Raw genomic sequence first — 20,779 nt, 5'->3', positions numbered from 1 at the left:
GTTGTGTTTTATTAAAAAAACTTTAGATTTATTTTATAATCGATACCCAAATATAATGACTCAAACTTGGGATTTGTTGCAAACAGGGCAAAAGGAAGGCTATAAAATTGCGTATACTAATGCTCGTATTATCGACCCGGAAACTAAACTTGATATAAAAGGTTCATTATTGACTGAAGGGGATAAAATTGTTGACTTTGGTGAATCATTATTTTCAACAAGTGGAGTTGATGAAACAATAGACTGTAAAGGGCTTGTTCTAATGCCAGGCCTTATTGACATTCACGTACATTTTCGTGAACCAGGCCAGGAACATAAAGAAACTATATATACAGGCAGCAAATCTGCAGCTGCGGGGGGAGTTACAACTGTAGTTTGTCAGCCAAACACTGTTCCAGCAATTGATAGCGTTATTTTGGCTAAATATTTGAAATATAGAGCACTTGAAACTTCACATGTAAACGTTGAATTTTACGCTAAAATCACCACTTCGGAAGAAAAGTTGACTGAAATGGCACTTTTAAAGGAAGCAGGTGCGGTTGGGTTCACTGATGATGGCATGCCAGTTATGAACCCAATGATTATGAGACAGGCACTGCTTTATTCAAGTATGCTGAATGTCCCTATTGCTCAACATGCAGAAGATTTAAATTTATCTGCTGGTGGCGCAATCAACGAAGGTAAAATTTCTGAAGAATTGGGAGTAAAGGGGATCTTGAGTGCGTCAGAATCGGTTATGGTAAATCGTGATATACTGCTAATGAAGGATATGGAAAATGTGCACTACCATATTCTACATGTCTCTTCAAAAGATTCACTTGATGCTATTAAACGTGCAAAAGATTTGGGATTAAATGTTACGTGCGAAGTAACCCCTCATCACTTCACTTTGACTGAAGATATAGTAAAACAACATGGGGCAATTGCAAAAATGAATCCGCCGCTTCGCACTGAAGAAGATCGTTTAGCTATGGTTGAAGGTTTAAAGACAGGTGTGATTGATTGCATTGCAACTGATCACGCTCCGCATGATCGTAGTTCTAAAGATCTACCACTTGAAAATGCTGCATTTGGTATTGTTGGTCTTGAAACAATGCTGCCCCTTTCACTTGAACTCTATCACAGTGGGCAAATGGGTCTACTTGATGTGCTTGCAAAATTGACATATAAGCCTGCAGATATAATACACATACCACGTGGTCGTATACAAAAAAACCTTGCTGCAGACTTAATTTTAGTTGACCTCAATCATGAATGGGAAATTAAAACTGACAACTTTGCTAGTAAATCAAAGAATTCTCCTTTCGATGGTCGCAAAGTAAAAGGACACGTAGTACGTACTGTTGTGTCCGGCAAAACTATATACTCGCAGAAGAGTTAGTTATCATATCTTATCTATTCCAATTTGTTATCACCAGAATGGGCTAAGTGCACCTAAATTTAAATTAAGAAATCTTACACTGTCTCCGAATAAACACATCCTCTTATCTTTCCCTAATCTGTAAAGTTATTTTGTCTATCAATCTGATTCCAAAACAGCAAAATTATTGTATAATGTTACTTTGAAGTTTTATTTTCAATGCACAAGTTTGCAATACTTTTTTCTATACTGCTTGCAATAGTTGCTTACTACCTAAACAATGAAATCATATTTGAAATAGCAAAGCTATTTAGTGATATCTTTATCAGCTTGCTCAAATTAATAAGCTTACCTCTGGTTTTTTTATCCATAGTTTCCACAATTTCCGGGCTCAAAGACTCAATTGAAATCAAAGTCTTAGTTAAGAAAACACTATTTTATACTCTGCTTACAACTATTATAGCTGCGTTTGTTGCATTATCGTTTTATTTGTTAATAGATCCAGCAAGAAAAAATTTCATAAGTAATACAATAGGGAGTATTAACAGCAATAACCACAGTTATTTTTCATATTTAAAATCACTCATTCCTTCTAATTTTGTGCAAGTTTTTCTTGAAAATAATATGATTGGTAGCATATTAATCGCTTTTTTGATGGGTGGAGCTATTGTTTCACTTTCAAAAGAAAAGCAGGATATATTATATCAAGTATTCTCTGCACTTTTTGATACGCTACTTAAAATTGCTCAAGGGTTATTAAAATTTATTCCGCTTGCTGTTTGGTCTTTTATTACTTGTTTTTTGCATGAATTAAAAGGCGGTAGTGAGTTCTACAATCTTTTATGGTATTTTGTTTGCATAATGTCTGCAAATTTTGTGCAGGCATTTCTGATTTTACCGCTATTTATGTGGTATAAAGGCATATCACCAATTCAAACGCTGAAAGGGGTTATGCCAGCACTCACACTTGCGTTTTTTTCTAAATCATCCAGTGCAACATTGCCAACAACTATAGAATGTGTGCAGAACAAGCTAAAGGTGCCAAAGAAATTATCGTCTTTTATTTTACCAATATGCACAACAATTAACATGAATGCATGTGCTGCATTTATACTAATCACTGTAATGTTTGTTGCAGAAATGAACGGATACGTATTTTCCTTAAGCGAAATGTTGATATGGATTTTTTTAGCTACAGGGGCTGCAATTGGTAACGCTGGAGTGCCGATGGGGTGCTATTTTATGGCAACCAGTTATCTCATGTCGATGAATGTTCCTCTGCATATTATGGGACTGATTTTGCCTATTTATACAATCATCGATATGTTTGAAACTGCAATAAATGTGTGGTCTGATGTTTGTATCACTCAGATAATTAATAAAGAATGTAATAGTGAAACTTAAAAAATGATATTAGACGAAAATAACCTAATAATAAAAGAATTTAAAGAAGCAGAAGCAATTTTGCATGGGCATTTTGTTTTATCATCCGGGCTGCATAGTGACACATACATACAGTGTGCGAAGATTTTTGAAAATCCAAGCAGAGCCATGAAAGTTTGCGCATTATTAGCAGATAAAATAAAAAAAGAATTAAATAGCTCCATAGATTTAATATTATCTCCTGCAATTGGTGGAATAATTGTGGGTTATGAGATTGGCAGGCAGCTTGGAATAAAGACAATGTTTTGCGAGCGCGTTAATGGTAAGTTTGAATTACGCCGTGGATTTAAGATCAAAAAGGGTGAGAAAATATTGCTCATTGAAGATGTAATAACCACAGGTAAATCTTCACTTGAAGCAGTGGAATGTGCAGAAGGGGAAGGAGGTAAAGTTGTTGCTGAAGCTTCTTTGATAAAGAGAAATAGTGAAACGAAACTGCCTTTTCCTGTCATATCTTTGATTGAACTGAACATCAAAAACTACAGCGAGGAAGAACTTCCAAGTGAATTAAAACAACTACCCATAACAAAACCTGGGAGTAGGGAATATTTAACAAAGTAATCCTATAATATCTTGGAAACACAGCATTTATACACAGCTTTAGTTATTTACTCCAAGTGTATTTTATGTATACTTATTACTAAATTAATTTTGAAATGATAGAAAATGAACGAATTTAAATCGATCCGAAATATAGCAATAATCGCACACGTTGACCACGGTAAAACTACTTTACTTGATAACATGTTAAAACAAAGTGGCACATTCCGCGAGAATCAAGAAGTTCAAGAACGAGTGATGGATAGTGGCGACCAAGAACGTGAGCGCGGGATTACAATACTTGCAAAATGCACATCAATAATGTGGGGTGATGAAAAAATCAATATTATTGATACGCCAGGGCACGCAGACTTTGGTGGAGAAGTAGAAAGGGTATTGTGCATGGCAGACGGCGTGTTGCTGCTGGTTGATGCTGCAGAAGGTCCCATGCCACAAACAAAATTTGTGCTCTCAAAAGCACTAAAAGCAAATTTGAAGCCAATTGTGATAATCAATAAGGTCGATCGACCAGACAGCAGAATTGATGAAGTATTAAATGAAATATATGAGTTATTTTTTAACCTTGATGCAACCAACGAGCAGCTAGATTTTCCAGTGTTGTATGCTTCAGGTAGAAATGGCTGGTGTGCTAAGGAGCTTTCTGATGAAAGAAAAGATTTAAGCCCATTATTTTCAACGGTTATAGATTATATAAAACCTTCTGTTTATAATCAAAATGCACCTTTTGCTATGTTGGTCACTCTACTTGAGTCTGATAAGTTTCTTGGCAGAATATTAACAGGAAAGGTTTATCAGGGCATTGCAAAAGTCAATTCAGATCTTAAGGTGCTTGACCTCGATGGCAAAGTAATTGAACGAGGAAGATTAACTAAGTTGCTCTCATTTTCTGGCTTGAAACGCATTCCAGTAGAACAAGCTGTGGCAGGAGACATAATTGCAATTGCAGGGCTTGAGGAAGCTTCAGTTTCAGACACTATAGCAGCACCAGAGGTTACAACTGCAGTAAGCTCAACTCCAGTTGATCCGCCGACAATGGCGATTACTCTGAGTGTTAATGATTCACCTTTTGCTGGGCAAGAAGGTACAAAGCTTACCTCAACTGCTATAAAGGATCGCTTATACGCGGAGGCAGAAACAAATGTTGCAATTACTGTGACTTTAGCACCAAGCGGTGAAGCGTTTGAAGTAGGTGGACGTGGTGAGCTACAGCTTGGGGTGTTAATTGAAAATATGAGGAGAGAAGGTTTTGAGCTTTCGGTATCACGCCCTCGAGTGCTATTTAAGGAAGAAGATGGCAAAAAACTTGAACCTATAGAGGAAGTAGTAATTGATGTAGATGATGAATATAGTGGAATCATCATGGAAAAACTCAGCTTCCGTAAAGGTGAAGTAACTGACATGAGACCTTCTGGTAATGGCAGGACAAGATTAACGTTTTTAGTGCCATCAAGAGGATTAATCGGTTATCAAGGAGAGTTTTTAACTGATTCTCGTGGCACAGGCATAATTAACCGTTTATTTCACAGTTATGCTCCACATAGAGGTCCAATTTCTGGAAGGCGCAATGGAGTTTTAATTTCTACAGATAAGGGTGAGGCTGTGGCATATGCAATTTTCAATTTGCAAGACAGGGGAATTATGTTTATTAAGCCACAGGATAAGGTATATTGTGGCATGGTTGTCGGCCAGCATAGCCGTGACAATGATTTGGAGATAAATGTGTTAAAGGGTAAGCAATTAACAAACGTAAGAGCTTCAGGTAGTGATGAAGCTATAAAGCTCACTCCACCAAAGATAATGACACTGGAGGATATGATAGCGTATATAGATGATGATGAATTGGTGGAAGTAACTCCAAAATCTATACGTTTACGCAAGAAATTCCTTGATCCAAATGAACGTAAGCGTGCAGGAAGGGCAAAGAATAAGGAGTAATCAGAGGTTGAACATTTGCGAAAAATAGTGTATAATTATTCGTCTCCTAATTGTATTTAATTATGGCCTTTTCGAAATTTCTCGATCCAAAAAACAATTTCGCGTTCAAGAGAATATTTGGCACTGAGAAAAATAAAGATATTCTCATTCACTTTCTCAATGATATATTGGGCTTCGCTGGCAAAGATGAAATAGAAGAAATAGAATTTCTCAGCACTATCATGGATGCTGAGATTGCCTCTAAAAAACAAAGTATTGTTGATGTTTTCTGTACTGATTCTGCTGGAACCCAGCTAATTATTGAAATGGTGCGACCTGAAAGTCTTCGGTCATATTGTTTAAAAGGAGAGGAATTCCTTCAGAAAGAAACTAAAAGAGTTCTAAAACTTATTAAACCAGATGTTTTGCCATCTGAGTCTACGCATCAATGCGAATCGGGTAACCGGTTGGTGCCAAGCGATGCGGACAATGAACCTCCTCTTGAAAAAGAAGATGCTCAATCGTGAAAGGAGCATAAACTACAAGCATCATGTGGTTGGAGAGCTAGGCTTAGTGGTATGGTGAACGTAAGTGAAGCTTCATAAGTATCGTAACGATTAAAGAGCTAAAGATGCTGATAAGCTCCGACCAAAAGGTAATGTGACATTTTTCATTTCTGGATGTACGCAAATCACCGGTATAGAGAAGTCACCTAACCCACTGTTGTATGACAGAAGGAACAGGGTAAGCCTGTATTTCCGCCTATATGGCAAGCAAACCGCAAGGAACGCTGATGAAAATGCAGGTAAAGGATAATGGAGAAAGCGAATGCCATTTTGTAACGAAATGTATAGAATTTGTAACATTAATTCGCGTGAAAACGAGCAGATTTCCATTTGGTCCCTCGTGACAAGAAACTTTGTTAACCACTTGAGGTAGAGAAGCAGATGACCTTACCCACAGAAATGATGAAGAAATTAGGAATATTTTTTACAAAAAGGACAATACTAACAAAAGAACTTTATTCTATTTAGAATATAAAGTTACAATAAATTTTCCTGTCATCTCCAAATAAATTACATTAACTTAGTATTGTATATTGTTAATAACTTAAATAATACAACCATTTTCAGCAACAAAAACCAAAGGTCTTGAGATACAAGATATTTGTATGGTTAGAGGTTGTCCGGAAACAAGTAAAAGGCTATAATATCTGAAATTTTAGTACGGGGTAAAGATGAGAAAAAAGTATCCAACAGATCTAAGCGAAAGGGAATAGGCAAGAATAGAAAAACACTTCAGAGTATCATACAAGAAAGGAGGAAGGCCGCCAAAGTATAGCAAAAGAGAAATATTAGAAGCAATTTTCTATGTATTGCGTACAGGGTGTCAATGGCGGTATTTACCAAATGATTTTCCGCTATGGAAGACTGTGTATGAGCAGTTCAGGCAATGGAAGAAGCAGGGAATTTTTGAGAAAATGAATTATGAAATTACAAAATATAGTAGAAGAAAAATAGGAAGGAATGAGCAGCCGAGTGCCTGTATAGTAGATAGTCAATCTGTAAAGACTACAGAAAAGGGGGGATCAAAGGCTATGATGGAAGTAAAAAAGTAAAGGGTAGAAAAAGGCATATAATTACAGACACTCAGGGTTTTATACTAGGTTGTTACGTAGGCGCTGCTAACGAAAATGATAGAGATGGTATTAAAATAGCATTAAACAATATGAGAACAAAATATACTAAAGTTAAAAAAATGTGGGCTGACATGGGATACCAAGGAAGAAATTTAAAGAATCACATAAAGGAAGAATATGACATAGATATTGAAATTGTTACAAGGCCTCCATGTAGATTTTGGGTGCACAAAGATACGCCACCTGAGCTACTACCAACAAGAGAACAAGGGTTTAAAGTACAGCCAAGAAGATGGGTTGTAGAAAGGACTTTTGCTTGGGTTAATAGGAATAGAAGGCTATCGAAGGAGTATGATTTACTCACAACATCCACTGAGAATTTCATATACCTAGCTATGAGTAGGGTTATGTTAAAGAGGGAATATGCTTGAATTTACTTGTTTCCGGACAACCTCTTATACCAATTCCCATTACAGGGCAAACAGATGGACAATGATGGAAGAAAAGCCATACTGAAGTAAGTAAAATAGCGAGGTTTAAATGGCATTAAGATCAAAATTATTGGATGAAAAAGTAGTAGAATCAGCAAAAGAAATGCTGAAGAAAGTAAGGAATAATGCATATGTTTCAAAAAAACTAAATGCTGTAATTGCAGCAAAAAAGTACAGTATAACGGCTGTAGCAAAAATATATTGCATTTCAAGAAGCGCACTAACTTCGTGGGTAAAACTCTTGAAAATTGGCAGAGAAGAAAAACTGTTTGCTCCTTCACAACGTCGTAGAAAAACTAAATTAAATCAGGCTCAACTACAGCAAATTGAAGAGTGGATAGAAGAAAATCCTAATATCACCATTAAAGAAATGAGAATAAGAATCCAGGAAAAGTTCGGATTAAATATCAGCAAATCTACAGTACACCGCCATATGCAAAAGATGAAATTCTCATATATTACACCAAGACCAGTTCATAATGGACAAGATAAAAGCAAACAAGAGGAATTCAAAAAAAAATCTCAATTGAGCTATTAGCAAGTATCCAGAAAAAGAGCTATTTTTCTTTGATGAATCACGGTTTGGCACACATTCAAAAGTTGGACATGGGTGGTTTAAAAAGGGGATTAGAACACAGGTTAAAACAAAATTAGGTAGGCAAAATTTCTATCTCTATAGTGCAGTTAATCCTAGAAATGGAGAGAGTTCTAGCTTATTTGCACCAAATGTCAACACTGATTGCATGAACATATTTCTTGAGCAAATTTCGCAATATCTAGAAACACGAGAGGCTTTTCTCGTTATGGACTGTGCTAGTTGGCATAGGTCAAAAAATTTAAAGGTACCTAAAAATATCGACATTATATACCTACCTCCATACTCACCTGAGCTAAATCCTGTTGAGAGGCTTTGGTTATATATAAAACAGAACATTTTGCGCAATAAAATATACGATACAATTGCTCTACTTGAGGGTGCTTTGTGCAAATTTATTACTTCTCTTGCCAGCTCCACAATTAAACAACTCTGCAATGTTTCCTATTTGACTGGACAACAATGAGAATTGGTATTACTATGATAGTTCCTTTTTTAAGAAAGTTTTAAATTTCATACCTAACAATAAACAACTTTAGGTTTAAATTTATGAAATCAGTTGTTATATACATCAGCAAATACGAATTTAACTGGTGTTATGGACTTAAATAAATTTACCGAAAAAGCAAAAAGTCTAATTCAAAGTGCTCAAATGAAAGCGTTGGGAGCTGGGCATCAGATTTTTATGCCTGAGCATTTACTAAAAGTGATGCTTGAAGATGAATCAGGTTTAGTTCAGGATTTGATAAACGCTTGTGGTGGAAGTGTGCAAAGTATTTCTGATGCTGTGGATAGCGCAATAAAAAAGTTGCCAGTAATTGAAGGTCCAGGAAGTGGTGGCCTTCAACTTTCAAGAGAAATAGCAAAAGTTTTTGAAGATTCAATTGGTATTGCAAGAAGAAATAAAGATTCATTTGTTGCTGTTGAGCGTTTACTACAGGGCCTCACTGCACAAAAAGATGATACTGTAGGCAAAATTCTGGCAGAGAATGGTGTGACTCTACAAAAACTGAACTCAGTTATTGCAGAAATGAGAAAGGGCAGCAGTGCGGACTCGCCAAACAGTGAGGAAAAATTAAACGCGGCAAAGAAATATACAAAAGATGTTACAGAGCTTGCTATGCAAGGAAAGCTTGATCCTGTAATTGGTCGTGATGAAGAGATCAGAAGAACTATGCAGGTATCACTGAGGCGGACAAAAAATAATCCAGTGCTGATCGGTGAACCTGGTGTTGGAAAAACTGCAATAGTTGAGGGGCTTGCAAATAGAATTGTTGCAAACGATGTGCCACTTGGTTTGCATGATGCAAAGGTCTTAGCTTTGGATCTTGGAGCACTAATTGCTGGCACTAAGTTTAGAGGAGAGTTTGAGGAAAGGTTAAAAGCAGTGATTAATGAGATTTCGAGAGCAGAGGGAAAAATTATATTATTCATCGATGAATTGCACACTTTAGTTGGAGCAGGAGCAACAAGTGGTGCAATGGATGCCTCGAATCTGCTGAAGCCTGCTCTTGCGCGTGGAGAAATTCGCTGTATAGGAGCCACAACTTTAGATGAATATCGTCAGCATATAGAAAAAGATCCTGCACTTGCAAGGCGTTTTCAGCCTGTGTTTATCTCTCAACCAACTGAAACTGATACCATTTCAATACTCAGGGGTTTGAAGGAAAGATATGAGGTGCATCATGGTATAAGAATTACAGATGGTGCAATAATTGCTGCTGCAACGTTGTCCAATAGATATATAACAGATAGGTTTTTACCTGATAAAGCAATTGATTTGATTGATGAAGCAGCAAGCAGGGTGAGAATTGAAATGGATAGCAAGCCTGAAGTTATTGATGAACTTGAGAGAAAGGTTATACAGCTAAAGATTGAAGCAGAGGCTTTAAAAAAAGAAAGTGATGAAAATTCTAAACAGCGTTTAAAAAAGATAAATGAAGAGATCGAAAATCTAAACAGTAAATTTGCTGACTTGAACAGCAAATGGCAGATGGAAAAGAATAAAATAGCTAGAATACAAGAAACAGCCGAAAAATTAGATAACGCTAGAAAAGAGTTGGAATTAGTTCAGCGTAGTGGGAATTTGGGAAGAGCAGGAGAGCTGATGTATGGTGTGATTCCTCAGCTTGAGAATGAATTAAAAAATCAGGAAAAGGTTACTGATAGTTTCTTAAAGAAAGAAGTGACTGGAGATGATATTGCAAACATTGTTTCAAAGTGGACAGGAATTCCAGTTGATAACATGATGCACAGCGAAAAGGAAAAACTTCTCAACATGGAGAATGAAATAGGAAGAAGAGTAATAGGGCAGAAAGATGCAATAGAAGCGATAAGTAATGCAGTTAGGCGCTCTCGCTCTGGTGTGCAAGATACTAATCGACCTTTTGGTTCATTCTTATTCTTGGGTCCAACCGGAGTTGGAAAAACAGAATTGGCAAAAGCCCTTGCTGAATTTCTGTTTGACGATCAATCAGCGCTTTTGCGTTTTGATATGTCAGAATATATGGAAAAACATTCTGTTTCAAAGTTAATTGGCGCGCCTCCAGGGTATGTTGGCTATGAACAAGGTGGCAGATTAACTGAAGCAGTGAGGAGAAGACCATATCAGGTAATCTTATTTGATGAGATAGAAAAGGCAAATCCTGATATATTTAACCTATTGCTACAGATCTTGGATGAGGGTAGACTCACTGATAGTCATGGCAAATTAATTGATTTTCGCAATACCATACTGATTTTAACTTCTAACCTTGGTGCTGAGATAATGCTTAAAGGAGCAAAAGAAAATAGCCCTCTTGAAAAGCCCTCTGTCATCCAAGTAGCTGACACTGGGATCCAGGAAAAAAAGTGGATTCCAGCGTCACGCGCTGGAATGACATCGGAAGGAGGAGTTGCTAACTCTGTAAAAAGCGAAGTGATGCAAATAGTTAAATCAACATTTCGTCCAGAATTTTTAAACAGACTGGATGAAATTATTATATTTCACAGTTTAACCAGAAATGACATCTATAAAATTATAGATGTTCAATTTTCTTATTTACAAAAAACACTTGCTAAGCGTAAACTGAGTATAAGTTTGTCGCAGGAAGCTAAAGAACTAATAGCACAAACTGGCTATGACCCTGAATATGGAGCAAGGCCCCTAAAAAGGGTGATACAAGAGTGTATTCAAAATAATTTAGCTAAATTAGTTTTATCAGGGGAAGTAGTAGAAAATGATGAACTAATAGTGTACGCTCTTGATAATGAAATCTTAGTTAAAAAGGTTTAAGTTCACTGTGTATTTTTGTTAAAAAAATGTGTATAGATCATAATGTTGACACTGAGTCTTTATTTAAGTTAGCTGATCAAGAAAATCAGCAAGATAAAGAAAAAATTAAAAAATTTATTAAGTATTTTTATAGTTTTGTTTATAAAAGCGACCTAAAAGCCAATGATAAGTTTTTGCTATATATTGTAAACGATGCTTACAATTTTGTTTCTCAAAAAGAGAAAGATGAAAGTAAGTTAGTAGTAAGTAATATAGATGATATACCAGGAATAGAAGGCGATTTTACCACGATTAAGATAACAAACGATGATATGCCATTTTTGGTTGACTCCGTTATTGCAACTATTAAGTCGCACGATTTAACCATATGCTATTACAGCAACAGCATAATTAACATTAAAAGAAAAGATGGCCTAATAGATGAGATTTACCCTTTGGAAGAAAGTAATGGAATAAAAGAGTCAGTTATATATGTAATTATCAAAGGTATAAGTGACAGTTTTGTTGATACATTAAAAGAATCTCTACAAAAAACGCTGAAAGCAGTTAATTGTGTTGTGAAAGATTGGCACTTAATGCTTAAGAAACTTGATGAGGCAAGTCTTTCTGTCATCCCAGTACTTGATACTGGGATCCAGGAAAAGGACACGTGGATTCCAGTGTCACGCACTGGAATGACACCAGACCGAAATCAAGAGCAAAAAGATTTTCTAGTTTGGTTAAAGAATAATAATTTTGTATTTCTAGGTTATCAAGAATATATTGCTGGTAAAGATGAAAAACTCGTCTGTGATGGCAAAAAGGACCTTGGCCTGATGAGAGTAGGTCAAAGTACGTTGATTCCTTCTGCAAACCTTGATTCCCTATACATATTGAGATCAGATCTAATCTCAATAGTCCATCGGCGTACATACATGAATTGTATAGGAGTAAAAGAATTTGATGACCAGGGTAATGTAGTAAAGGAACGGCGTTTTTTCGGGCTATTTACTTCTGTAGCGGAGGTCCAAGATATTCGAACTATTCCAATAATAAAAGATAAAGTTAAAGTTATAGAAAAAAATGCAGGATTTGTAACCGGGGGCCACAACAATAAAGCTTTGATTTCTATTTTGCAAGTGTTCTCTTGTGATGAATTATTCCAATCAAATGAAGACGAATTATTTAAAATTTGCATTTCGATCATGTCTCTTGCGATTAGGCCAAGGGTCAGATTATTTTTAAGAAGAGTCGGGGATTTTATTAGTTGCATAGTGCTGATACCGATGCGTTATGCTAGCGCTAGGCTAATGTTCAAGATACGTGACATATTGAAGGATGAGACAAGTGCAGGAAGTTCAGATATTTATAACAATCACATTATCAATGAATATGATTTGATGAAATTGCATGTAGTGCTAAAGGCTAAAAACGCTAGTGTTCCTGATGATGAAGTTTTGCGTATCGAAAACAAATTAAGGAACATTACGGAAAAATGGGAAGATCGTTTTATAGACAATTTATATAATACTTTTAGCACTGTTGAGGATATATTCATCCGTTATTGCAAGGCATTTCCAATAAGCTATCAAGAGAGTTTCGAACCTCATGACGCATATTACGATATGAAAAAATTGGAGATAGTGAGGAAAAAAAGAGTTAGCGAGGTCGATTTAAGACTTACTCGTGACAATCTTAATTATCAATTAAAGGTTTACACTTCGAGCAATGGAGGTCTTGAATTATCGAAGATATTAAGAATTACTAAGAATTTGGGAGCTAAGATTCTATCTCATAATGGCTATTACATAGAAATTAACGGCGGAATATGGATACACCATTTTGTGTTGTCAAGAGTCGATGAATTAATAGACAACATTACTCTAAAAGAGCAATTTGAAATAACACTTGCGAAAGTGTTTAGCAAGGAAATTAAAAATGACTATTTCAATAGTTTGATCATTATTGCTGGGCTCAAGTGGAAAGAAGTGCTTCTGGTTAGAGCGTTAAGTGCTTACCTAAAGCAGACGTCATTTAACTACAACCCAGAATATATCCAAAAGGTAGTCTCAGAGTATCCAAAAGTAGTAAAGTATTTGATACAACTATTTCATGCAAGATTTGATCCTAACATAGACATTGATAGAGCAGAAACTACGGACATTGTCAGAGAAAAAATTGAGGAACTTCTAAAAGAGATCAGCAATGTTTCACATGATTACGTTTTACGCTCGATATTTAACTTGATAATGGCTATTTTAAGGACCAGTTATTATCAAGACGATAAACCATATTTATCTACAAAATTTGACTCAAGTAAAATAAATGGTTTGCCTGATCCTCGTCCGTATCGCGAATTGTATATTTATTCAAACCTTTTTGAGGGAATACATCTAAGAGGAGGGAAATTAGCCCGTGGTGGCTTAAGGTGGTCGGATAGGACGGAAGATTTTCGCACTGAAGTTTTGGGGCTCATGAAAGCTCAGATGACAAAAAATGCGGTTATTGTCCCTGTTGGTGCAAAGGGTGGATTTGTAATAAAGCAAGCTTATAAAGATAAGAATATTTTAAGAGAGAAAAGTGTTGAGTGCTATAAGAGTTTTATTAGAGGAATGCTTGATATTACTGATAACGTGGTTGATGGTGAAATAATTCCACCAGAGAATGTGATTAGGTATGATGAAGACGATCCATACTTGGTAGTTGCAGCAGATAAAGGCACTGCTTCATTTTCTGATTATGCCAACCAGATAGCCTCTGAATACAATTTTTGGCTTGGCGATGCATTTGCATCTGGTGGATCAGCAGGTTATGATCACAAAAAAATGGGTATTACAGCCAGAGGTGCATGGATTGCAGCACAGAGGCATTTTTGGAAAATGAATAAGGATATTTACCAGGATACAACTGTTATTGGAATTGGAGATATGGCTGGCGATCTATTTGGAAACGGTATGCTGCTTTCAAAAAATATACATTTAATCGGCGCATTTAACCATATGCATGTTTTTGTTGACCCAAACCCTGATGCAGAAAAGAGTTTCACAGAGCGTAAACGTCTCTTTGAGTTACCATTTTCAACTTGGATGGATTATAATAAAGATTTGATTTCTAAGGGTGGAGGAGTATTTGAGCGTAGCAGCAAGCAAGTAAACATTTCTCAAGAAATAAAAGAATGCTTTGATATAACAGAAGATATGCTACCTCCAAGTGATTTGATTAGATATCTGTTGAAAGCAAAAGTGGACTTCATATGGAATGGAGGAATTGGCACGTTTGTTAAGGCAAAGAGTGAAAATCATAGCATGGTCGGTGACAAAGCAAACGATGAGCTGAGAGTAAATGGTAAGGATATTAGAGCTTCTATGTTTATAGAGGGTGGAAATCTTGGTTGTACACAGCTTGGAAGAATAGAATATGCTGAAAAAGATGGATATATCAATGCAGATTTTGTTGATAATTCAGCCGGAGTGATATGTTCGGACCTTGAAGTTAACATTAAGATTGCATTTGTTTCAGCTATGAAAGCAGGGGGTATTTCTTTAGAAAAAAGGAATGAAATACTGGCAAGTATGGTGGATGAAGTTGCATCCAAAGTGCTTGAGAACCACAACAAAATTGAAACAAAAGCATTACTTCTTGAGTGTTTGCAAGCTAAAGAGAGATTGGAGCAGCACCACAGGTTACTGCTCAGTTTAGAAAAATCTGGGCTGTTAAACCGAAGCGTAGAATTTCTTCCAACTGAAGAAGAGATAGCAAGGATGTTAACTGGTGCAGAAGGTTTCAGTTCTCCTCAGCTCTCTGTTCTAATGTCTTATGCTAGAACAGCAATAAAAAATGAAATTATACATTCCGATCTGTCTGAAAAAGATCTTATATCTCATGACTACTTGCTAGGTTATTTTCCTAAAAAGATGGTAACAAAGTTTAAGGATTTCATATTAAAACACCAACTTCGTAGAGAAATTATCTCTACTTGCATTGCAAATGATGTAGTGAATAGAATGGGCTGTATATTCATCAATAATTTGGCTGAGAACACTGGAATTAAGATACAAGAAGCGGTTAACATATATATTGTTGTTAACCACCTGTATGATTTAAACAGCCTGTGGCAGAAAATTGATGAATTGGATGGAAAAATTGATGTTAACTCATACTTACAAATAGTGAGGAACGTGCAGAAATTTATTGGCAGAGTATCATTTTGGCTAGTGAAAAATCTTGGCAAGCTTAGCTTTGTAGAATTGGATGATGTTACAAAATTTAAAGATGCAATTGAAACTTTAGGCCAGAACTTAACTGATGTTTTAGATGAACACCTATTAAAGATCTATAGCCATGGATCAACTTCTTTAGTAGAACTTAATATAAATAAAGATCTAGCAAAAAAAGTTGCTGATCTATGCGTTCTTGCTTATGCACTGGACATTATATCTGTTGCTGAACAGACATCTTTGTCCATTCTTGATGCTGGTAAAATATACTTTGAGTTAAAGTCGCTGTTAAGATTCGATCTGATTAGAACAATTGCCATCAAGATGAAAAGCCGCTCTTCTTATTGGGATCGCAGCTTAGTTAATGATTTATTGGACGATTTAAGCAATTACCATCACAAGCTAGCTGTTAAAGTCATAAAAGCTACTGATAACCCTGAAGATAAGGTTCAAACCTGGGCTTGTAATGATAAGGACTACATAGAACGTTATAATAGTTTTTTAGATGAGATGGTTGCTTCTAAACTTGATTTAAGCAAATTAATATTTATAATCAGAAGGATTAAAGTACTTGCTTCATAGGAAAATGTTCAATATAGGTCTTTCAGAAATTTTAGTTGTGGCTTTAGTGAGCATAATTGTTCTTGATAAAAATAAGGTGCCTGTATTTATTGATCTTATTAGGAATGTGTATAAGTATCTTATGATTATAAAATCAAAAGCTAGGAGGTTATTGAAAGACGCAGGAGTTGAAGACTTATATAAAGAATGTAATGCTGAGAAAGTAAATTACATAATTGGTAAAAATGGTAAGCTTTATCCTACTTATGATATAGATAATACATCTAAAGATAATGACAGCAAAGATTCTGGTAGTAGATGATGTACTATCTAATGTCAAGCTTTTAGAAGCTCGACTAAAAGCAGAGTACTATACGGTTATCGTAGCTCATGATGGTGAAGAAGCTATAGATTTAGTAGCAAAGCAGCAGCCCGATATTATATTACTTGATATCATGATGCCAAAGATGAATGGCTTTCAAGTTTGTAAGGAGCTAAAGAGTGATCCCTTGACAACCCATATTCCAATAATTATGGTAACTGCGCTGCATGATACTCATGATAGAGTGCAAGGTATTAATGCTGGCGCGGATGATTTTCTGACTAAACCAATAAACGAAACTGCTTTATCTGCACGAATTAAGTCTCTCACACGCTTAAAGATGATTATTGATGAATTGCGTTTGAGAGGAGAAACTAACGCTGAGATTGGTGGAGTCGCAGGAAACAGTATTATGGATTATTCCAATCAGATTTTTGATGCTAACATACTTGTTATAGATGAGGATGTTCATCAAGCAGAGCAGATATATAATATATTAAAGCAACGCTTTAGGTCAATTAAAATACTGAGTGATCCAATGGAAGCATTGAAGGTTGGTATTGAGAATGGTTACGACCTGATCATTTCTGATATGCAATTTTCAAAAACTGACGGCTTGCGTTTGTGTTCTGAGTTTCGTAGTAAGGTGGAAACACGTTATACACCAATTCTGATTCTTTCTGAGGATTATGATAAAAACAATTTAGTAAAAGCACTTGATGTAGGTGCTAATGATTATTTAACAGTACCTTTGGATGAGGGTGAGCTAATAGCAAGGGTTAATTCGCAAGTAAAACGCAAAAGATATCAAGATGCCTTGAGAATGAATTTATTTAATAATGCGGAAATGTCTATAAAGGACCCATTAACTAACTGTTATAATAGAAGATATTTTGATGCACACTTAAGAAACATTGTTAAGGACTCTGTGGAAAAGGATAGAAGGTTGTCTCTTATGATACTTGATATAGACTATTTTAAGATAGTGAATGACAGTTTTGGGCATAGTGCTGGAGATGAACTTTTAAAGCAAATACAGAAAAGAATTTCTGAAAATATCAGAGTGACAGATTTACTAGCTAGGTTTGGTGGTGAGGAGTTTGTTGTTGTAATGCCAGATACCAATGTATCAGATGCGTATACTATTGCGGAGAGAATACGAAAAATTATTGCTAAAGAACCTTTTGTACTTGCGGATAAAAATACAACCCATAATGTAACTGTGAGCATTGGAATTGCAGAAATGCAAGGATCTGACTTTGATGATATTAAAAAATTTATAGTACGTGCTGACAGATATTTATATAAAGCAAAAAACAGTGGTAGAAATAGAGTGGTTACTGGCTATAGCTAAAGTGGCTTAAGTTTACCGACAACCGTCATTCCACTACTCGTGAGCGGAATCTATGCTGAGATACCGCGAATGAATCGCGGTATGACGTGTTGCTTGGGTTAGCTATAGATTTCTGAAATGATTTCAAAAAAATGATAACTAAGATTAAAGCGACAACATGAGGTTTCTCAGCTCTGGAAATTTCACGTTTAACTGCAAAAATAGATACTTATTTAAAAAATATCCTGTGACTTTCAGTCCTAACTGAAATTCTTGGAATGAGTAGCTGTTTTGTAGGGTATTATTGTATACATCATGCAACATTTGTGGAAAAGGTAGGAGTTTATCTGCATAATAATCTCCTACTTTTTTTGACACTGCTCTACCAGTTTTTGGAGAAATAAATTGCAGATTTTCCTTAACACCTGTTACAGCGCATTTGGATAAGTCTAACTTGAATCCCAATTGCGTAAGAAGCAGAAGCTCTAAGTTAAGATAATGGCTTTGCCAAGACTGATTGTTGTGTTTAATTACATCGATGAAATATCGAAAATTGTCATACAGCATGGCACAGGGTTCACTTTCTGGAAGCACTTTTTCTAAAATAGAGGAGAAAGAAACAATAGTAATGCTTTTTAACCTATCTTGAAAGAAATGATGGAATGGAGATTCGATTAATTCGCACTTAAAAAAACCTAGATTTTCAGGTAACTTAGCACTCCATTCTGCATGTAATAGATTACTTATCTGAAACTTATAATTGCTATTGTTTGTTAGCTTAGTTAATCCCCTGCGCTTTCCATGATTTTTTGTAAACAGAGAGAGAATTAAGTTTTTATCGCCGTATTTTTTAGCAGCTATAATGATGCCTTCATCTTTCCATCTCATTTAGAGTATATTGACCGTATGATATTATAGGATAGTACACCTAGAGCTTGTAATCCATAAAAATCACTTACTCCGTTACTGTCTGCTTCCAAAGTTTCAAGGCTATGAGAGAGTAAGGTATTGGCTGCCACCCTTCTTCCTGAGCCTCCATGCTGAGCTTTTGGTTTTTGGTTTGCTAAATAATTGTTTGAATGATTTTAGTAACCATTACTTTTCCTTATCTGAAATTTTGGATAATTCAGCTTCTAATTCTTCTATCGTCGGTAAAGCTGTTTTTATGTTCTCTGGTAGATTTTCAGTTATTCGATATTCCGCTAATCCTATTGGTTTATTTATGTCTTTGAGTGTATATTTAGCAAGTACATCGTCTTTAGATTTACATAAGATTAACCCTATAGAAGGTTGATCTGTCGAGTGCTTCAGTAAATCATCAACTGCAGAAAGATAAAAATTCATTTTACCAGCATATTCCGGCTTAAAATCCTTATCTTTTAGTTCAATCACTACGAAGCAACGTAACTTTAAATGATAGAATAATAAATCAATATAAAAGTCTTTATTACCAACATCTAAATGAAATTGTCTACCAACAAATGCAAATCCTTCACCGAGTTCTAACAGAAATTTTTCCATATGCCCTACGAGTCCTTTTTCTACTTCTCTTTCATGAGCATCCTTACCTATACTTAAAAAATCAAAAATATACGGATCTTTTAATGTGTAATGTGCTAGATCGGATTGTGGAGATGGTAATTTTTCTTTAAAATTAGTTATTGCTTTTCCTTGACGTTTATGTAGTCCAAGTTCTATCTGCATCACCATAATGTTACGTGACCAGCCATGTTCAATAGCTTTTTTTACATAAAATAATCTTATTTCATGACTTTCTATTTTTTCCAAAAGAGTGATATTGTGATACCAAGTTAATTGTGCAAGAGGCTCCTGCACAAATTCAACATCAGGATATTCTTCGGCAAACTTACGCATATACTTCAGATTTCTCGTGCTAAAGCCTTTCATTTCTGGAAATGTACTTCTCAAATCCTTACTTAATTGATCAATTACCTTAGCTCCCCAGGTATGTTCTTTTTGGCGTTTTAGGATCTCTGTACCAATATGGTGGTAAAGCAAAATAAGCTTACTATTTACTGCAAGTGCTGCCTTATAACGGTTTGTTGCAATACGATCTTTCAACTGCTCTAAAAGTTCTGTATATTCTTTTCCTATAATTTTTGTCATACGGTCCCTTTTAATCCATTATACAATTCTTTGTCTGTCGAGAAGACAATCTTTCGCTTGCCTGCAACTTTGAAGGGATTCCTTATTGACTTCAAAGTTGTCCATCAACTAAAATATATTGACTTTACGTGCAATATTAGCTTTAAACCAGTAAAACAAGCTGCTTAACATATGCGTTTTTTCTATTCTAATTATATTCTTTTTTTGTCTTTATGTTGTTTTCTGCTTTTTTCGTTACCTTCAACAAAAGCCCAAACGAATGATACGTCAGTTGTTCCTATACCACAAAGGAAAAAAGAATTGGTTGAGCACACTGTTGTAGCACAACCGAGGCAAATTATCGAAATGCAAGAAGAAGTCATTATTAACGAGGGTAAAGAATTCATTCCAATTCCAAAAAGAAAAAAAAGTGTAGAGAAAAAACTAAGAAGGGATGTTAGAGGGGCAAAAAATGAAATAGGAAACGAAAAAAGCGTTGAGAGCAAAAAGGATGAATTAGTTGTAACAGAAATTATTAACTCTATAAGAGACAAGCTCACAAAATGCTGGAGCATTCCTGAAAGCATAGCTTACAAAGAAAATTTTAATATAAAAATTAACTTATTGTTATCCAGTCAAGGCGAGATAATTATGGCGGATGTAGCAGACAGTGATTCCTATCGAAATAATCCACTTTTCAGGTCGATAGCAGATAACGCAATGCGTGCAGTATATAAATGTAGCCCATTAACCGGCTTGCCTACTCAGCACCACCACATTTGGCGTGAAGTAACACTAGACTTTATTCTATAGCTAAAGTAATTCTATAATTTAATAAGCCCACTGTATCCGTTCAGGATAGCAGCAAGGTAGTATAACCATAGAGTAAAAGTGAGTTTACAACAAATGGTGTCATCCCAGTGCTTGACACTGGGATGACGTTATACGGTTCTTGGATGCAAAGAAGAGTGAGAAAAACTCCAT

General features: G+C 35.6%; 13 protein-coding genes and 1 pseudogene. 12 read left to right on the top strand and 2 right to left on the bottom strand.

Annotation, left to right across the window (positions count from 1 at the left end):
* Positions 1 to 55 precede the first annotated feature (55 nt).
* The 11 genes and pseudogenes from ABWU47_RS03535 (at position 56) to ABWU47_RS03485 (ending at position 17,710) form a co-directional block, all read left to right on the top strand.
* Positions 56 to 1,381: a dihydroorotase gene (locus ABWU47_RS03535; RefSeq protein ID WP_077188568.1), complete on the top strand. Its 1,326-nt coding sequence runs from the start codon at positions 56 to 58 to the stop codon at positions 1,379 to 1,381.
* A 198-nt stretch (positions 1,382 to 1,579) separates the two neighbouring features.
* Complete coding sequence (locus tag ABWU47_RS03530; RefSeq protein ID WP_010082165.1) at positions 1,580 to 2,764, top strand: dicarboxylate/amino acid:cation symporter; 1,185 nt, start codon at positions 1,580 to 1,582, stop codon at positions 2,762 to 2,764.
* Between the two features lie 3 nt (positions 2,765 to 2,767).
* The gene (gene pyrE / locus ABWU47_RS03525) at positions 2,768 to 3,364 is read left to right on the top strand and encodes an orotate phosphoribosyltransferase (RefSeq protein WP_006279657.1); all 597 of its coding nucleotides are present in this window, start codon (positions 2,768 to 2,770) and stop codon (positions 3,362 to 3,364) included.
* Between the two features lie 105 nt (positions 3,365 to 3,469).
* On the top strand, positions 3,470 to 5,299 hold the full coding sequence (gene typA, locus ABWU47_RS03520; protein WP_065094924.1) for a translational GTPase TypA: 1,830 nt from the start codon (positions 3,470 to 3,472) through the stop codon (positions 5,297 to 5,299).
* A gap of 62 nt (positions 5,300 to 5,361) precedes the next feature.
* Positions 5,362 to 5,607 (top strand): annotated as a pseudogene (locus tag ABWU47_RS03515) (PD-(D/E)XK nuclease family transposase); the annotation flags it as partial.
* 956 nt (positions 5,608 to 6,563) lie between these two features.
* Positions 6,564 to 7,348, top strand: a protein-coding gene (locus ABWU47_RS03510; RefSeq protein WP_238513981.1) for an IS5 family transposase whose coding sequence is annotated in 2 segments (ribosomal slippage) — positions 6,564 to 6,885 and positions 6,885 to 7,348 — 786 coding nt in all. Because the reading frame shifts where the segments join, the coding sequence is not laid out codon by codon here.
* Positions 7,349 to 7,457: 109 nt separating this feature from the next.
* Positions 7,458 to 8,469 (top strand): IS630 family transposase gene (locus tag ABWU47_RS03505; protein WP_410530061.1). Its coding sequence is split into 2 segments (ribosomal slippage): positions 7,458 to 7,937 and positions 7,939 to 8,469, totalling 1,011 coding nucleotides; the frame shifts between segments, so codons are not numbered across the junction.
* A gap of 132 nt (positions 8,470 to 8,601) precedes the next feature.
* Positions 8,602 to 11,277: an ATP-dependent Clp protease ATP-binding subunit gene (locus tag ABWU47_RS03500; protein WP_082246123.1), complete on the top strand. Its 2,676-nt coding sequence runs from the start codon at positions 8,602 to 8,604 to the stop codon at positions 11,275 to 11,277.
* A gap of 26 nt (positions 11,278 to 11,303) precedes the next feature.
* Entirely contained in the window at positions 11,304 to 16,055 is a 4,752-nt protein-coding gene (locus tag ABWU47_RS03495) for an NAD-glutamate dehydrogenase (RefSeq protein WP_077188567.1), read from the top strand.
* A gap of 4 nt (positions 16,056 to 16,059) precedes the next feature.
* On the top strand, positions 16,060 to 16,356 hold the full coding sequence (locus tag ABWU47_RS03490) for a hypothetical protein (RefSeq protein ID WP_038250226.1): 297 nt from the start codon (positions 16,060 to 16,062) through the stop codon (positions 16,354 to 16,356).
* Positions 16,328 to 17,710, top strand: coding sequence for a PleD family two-component system response regulator (locus tag ABWU47_RS03485; RefSeq protein ID WP_077188565.1), 1,383 nt, complete (start codon positions 16,328 to 16,330; stop codon positions 17,708 to 17,710). Before ABWU47_RS03490 ends, ABWU47_RS03485 begins: the two co-directional genes overlap by 29 nt.
* A gap of 144 nt (positions 17,711 to 17,854) precedes the next feature.
* Here the strand turns inward: ABWU47_RS03485 and recO are convergent, their stop codons facing one another.
* Together recO and ABWU47_RS03475 are read right to left on the bottom strand one after the other, a co-directional pair.
* Positions 17,855 to 18,577 (bottom strand): DNA repair protein RecO, encoded by a 723-nt coding sequence (recO, locus tag ABWU47_RS03480; RefSeq protein ID WP_065094880.1) that lies wholly within the window; start codon positions 18,575 to 18,577, stop codon positions 17,855 to 17,857.
* A gap of 207 nt (positions 18,578 to 18,784) precedes the next feature.
* Complete coding sequence (locus ABWU47_RS03475; RefSeq protein ID WP_077188564.1) at positions 18,785 to 19,816, bottom strand: YhcG family protein; 1,032 nt, start codon at positions 19,814 to 19,816, stop codon at positions 18,785 to 18,787.
* 171 nt (positions 19,817 to 19,987) lie between these two features.
* Between ABWU47_RS03475 and ABWU47_RS03470 the strand changes: the two genes are divergently transcribed.
* Positions 19,988 to 20,608 (top strand): hypothetical protein, encoded by a 621-nt coding sequence (locus ABWU47_RS03470; protein ID WP_006279909.1) that lies wholly within the window; start codon positions 19,988 to 19,990, stop codon positions 20,606 to 20,608.
* Positions 20,609 to 20,779: the final 171 nt, after the last annotated feature.

Origin of the sequence: Wolbachia endosymbiont (group A) of Gastracanthus pulcherrimus, assembly GCF_964028265.1 — a bacterium.
Lineage (GTDB): Bacteria > Pseudomonadota > Alphaproteobacteria > Rickettsiales > Anaplasmataceae > Wolbachia > Wolbachia pipientis.
Note: the sequence above shows the minus strand (reverse complement) of the source record. Positions and strands in the feature narration are given on the sequence as shown.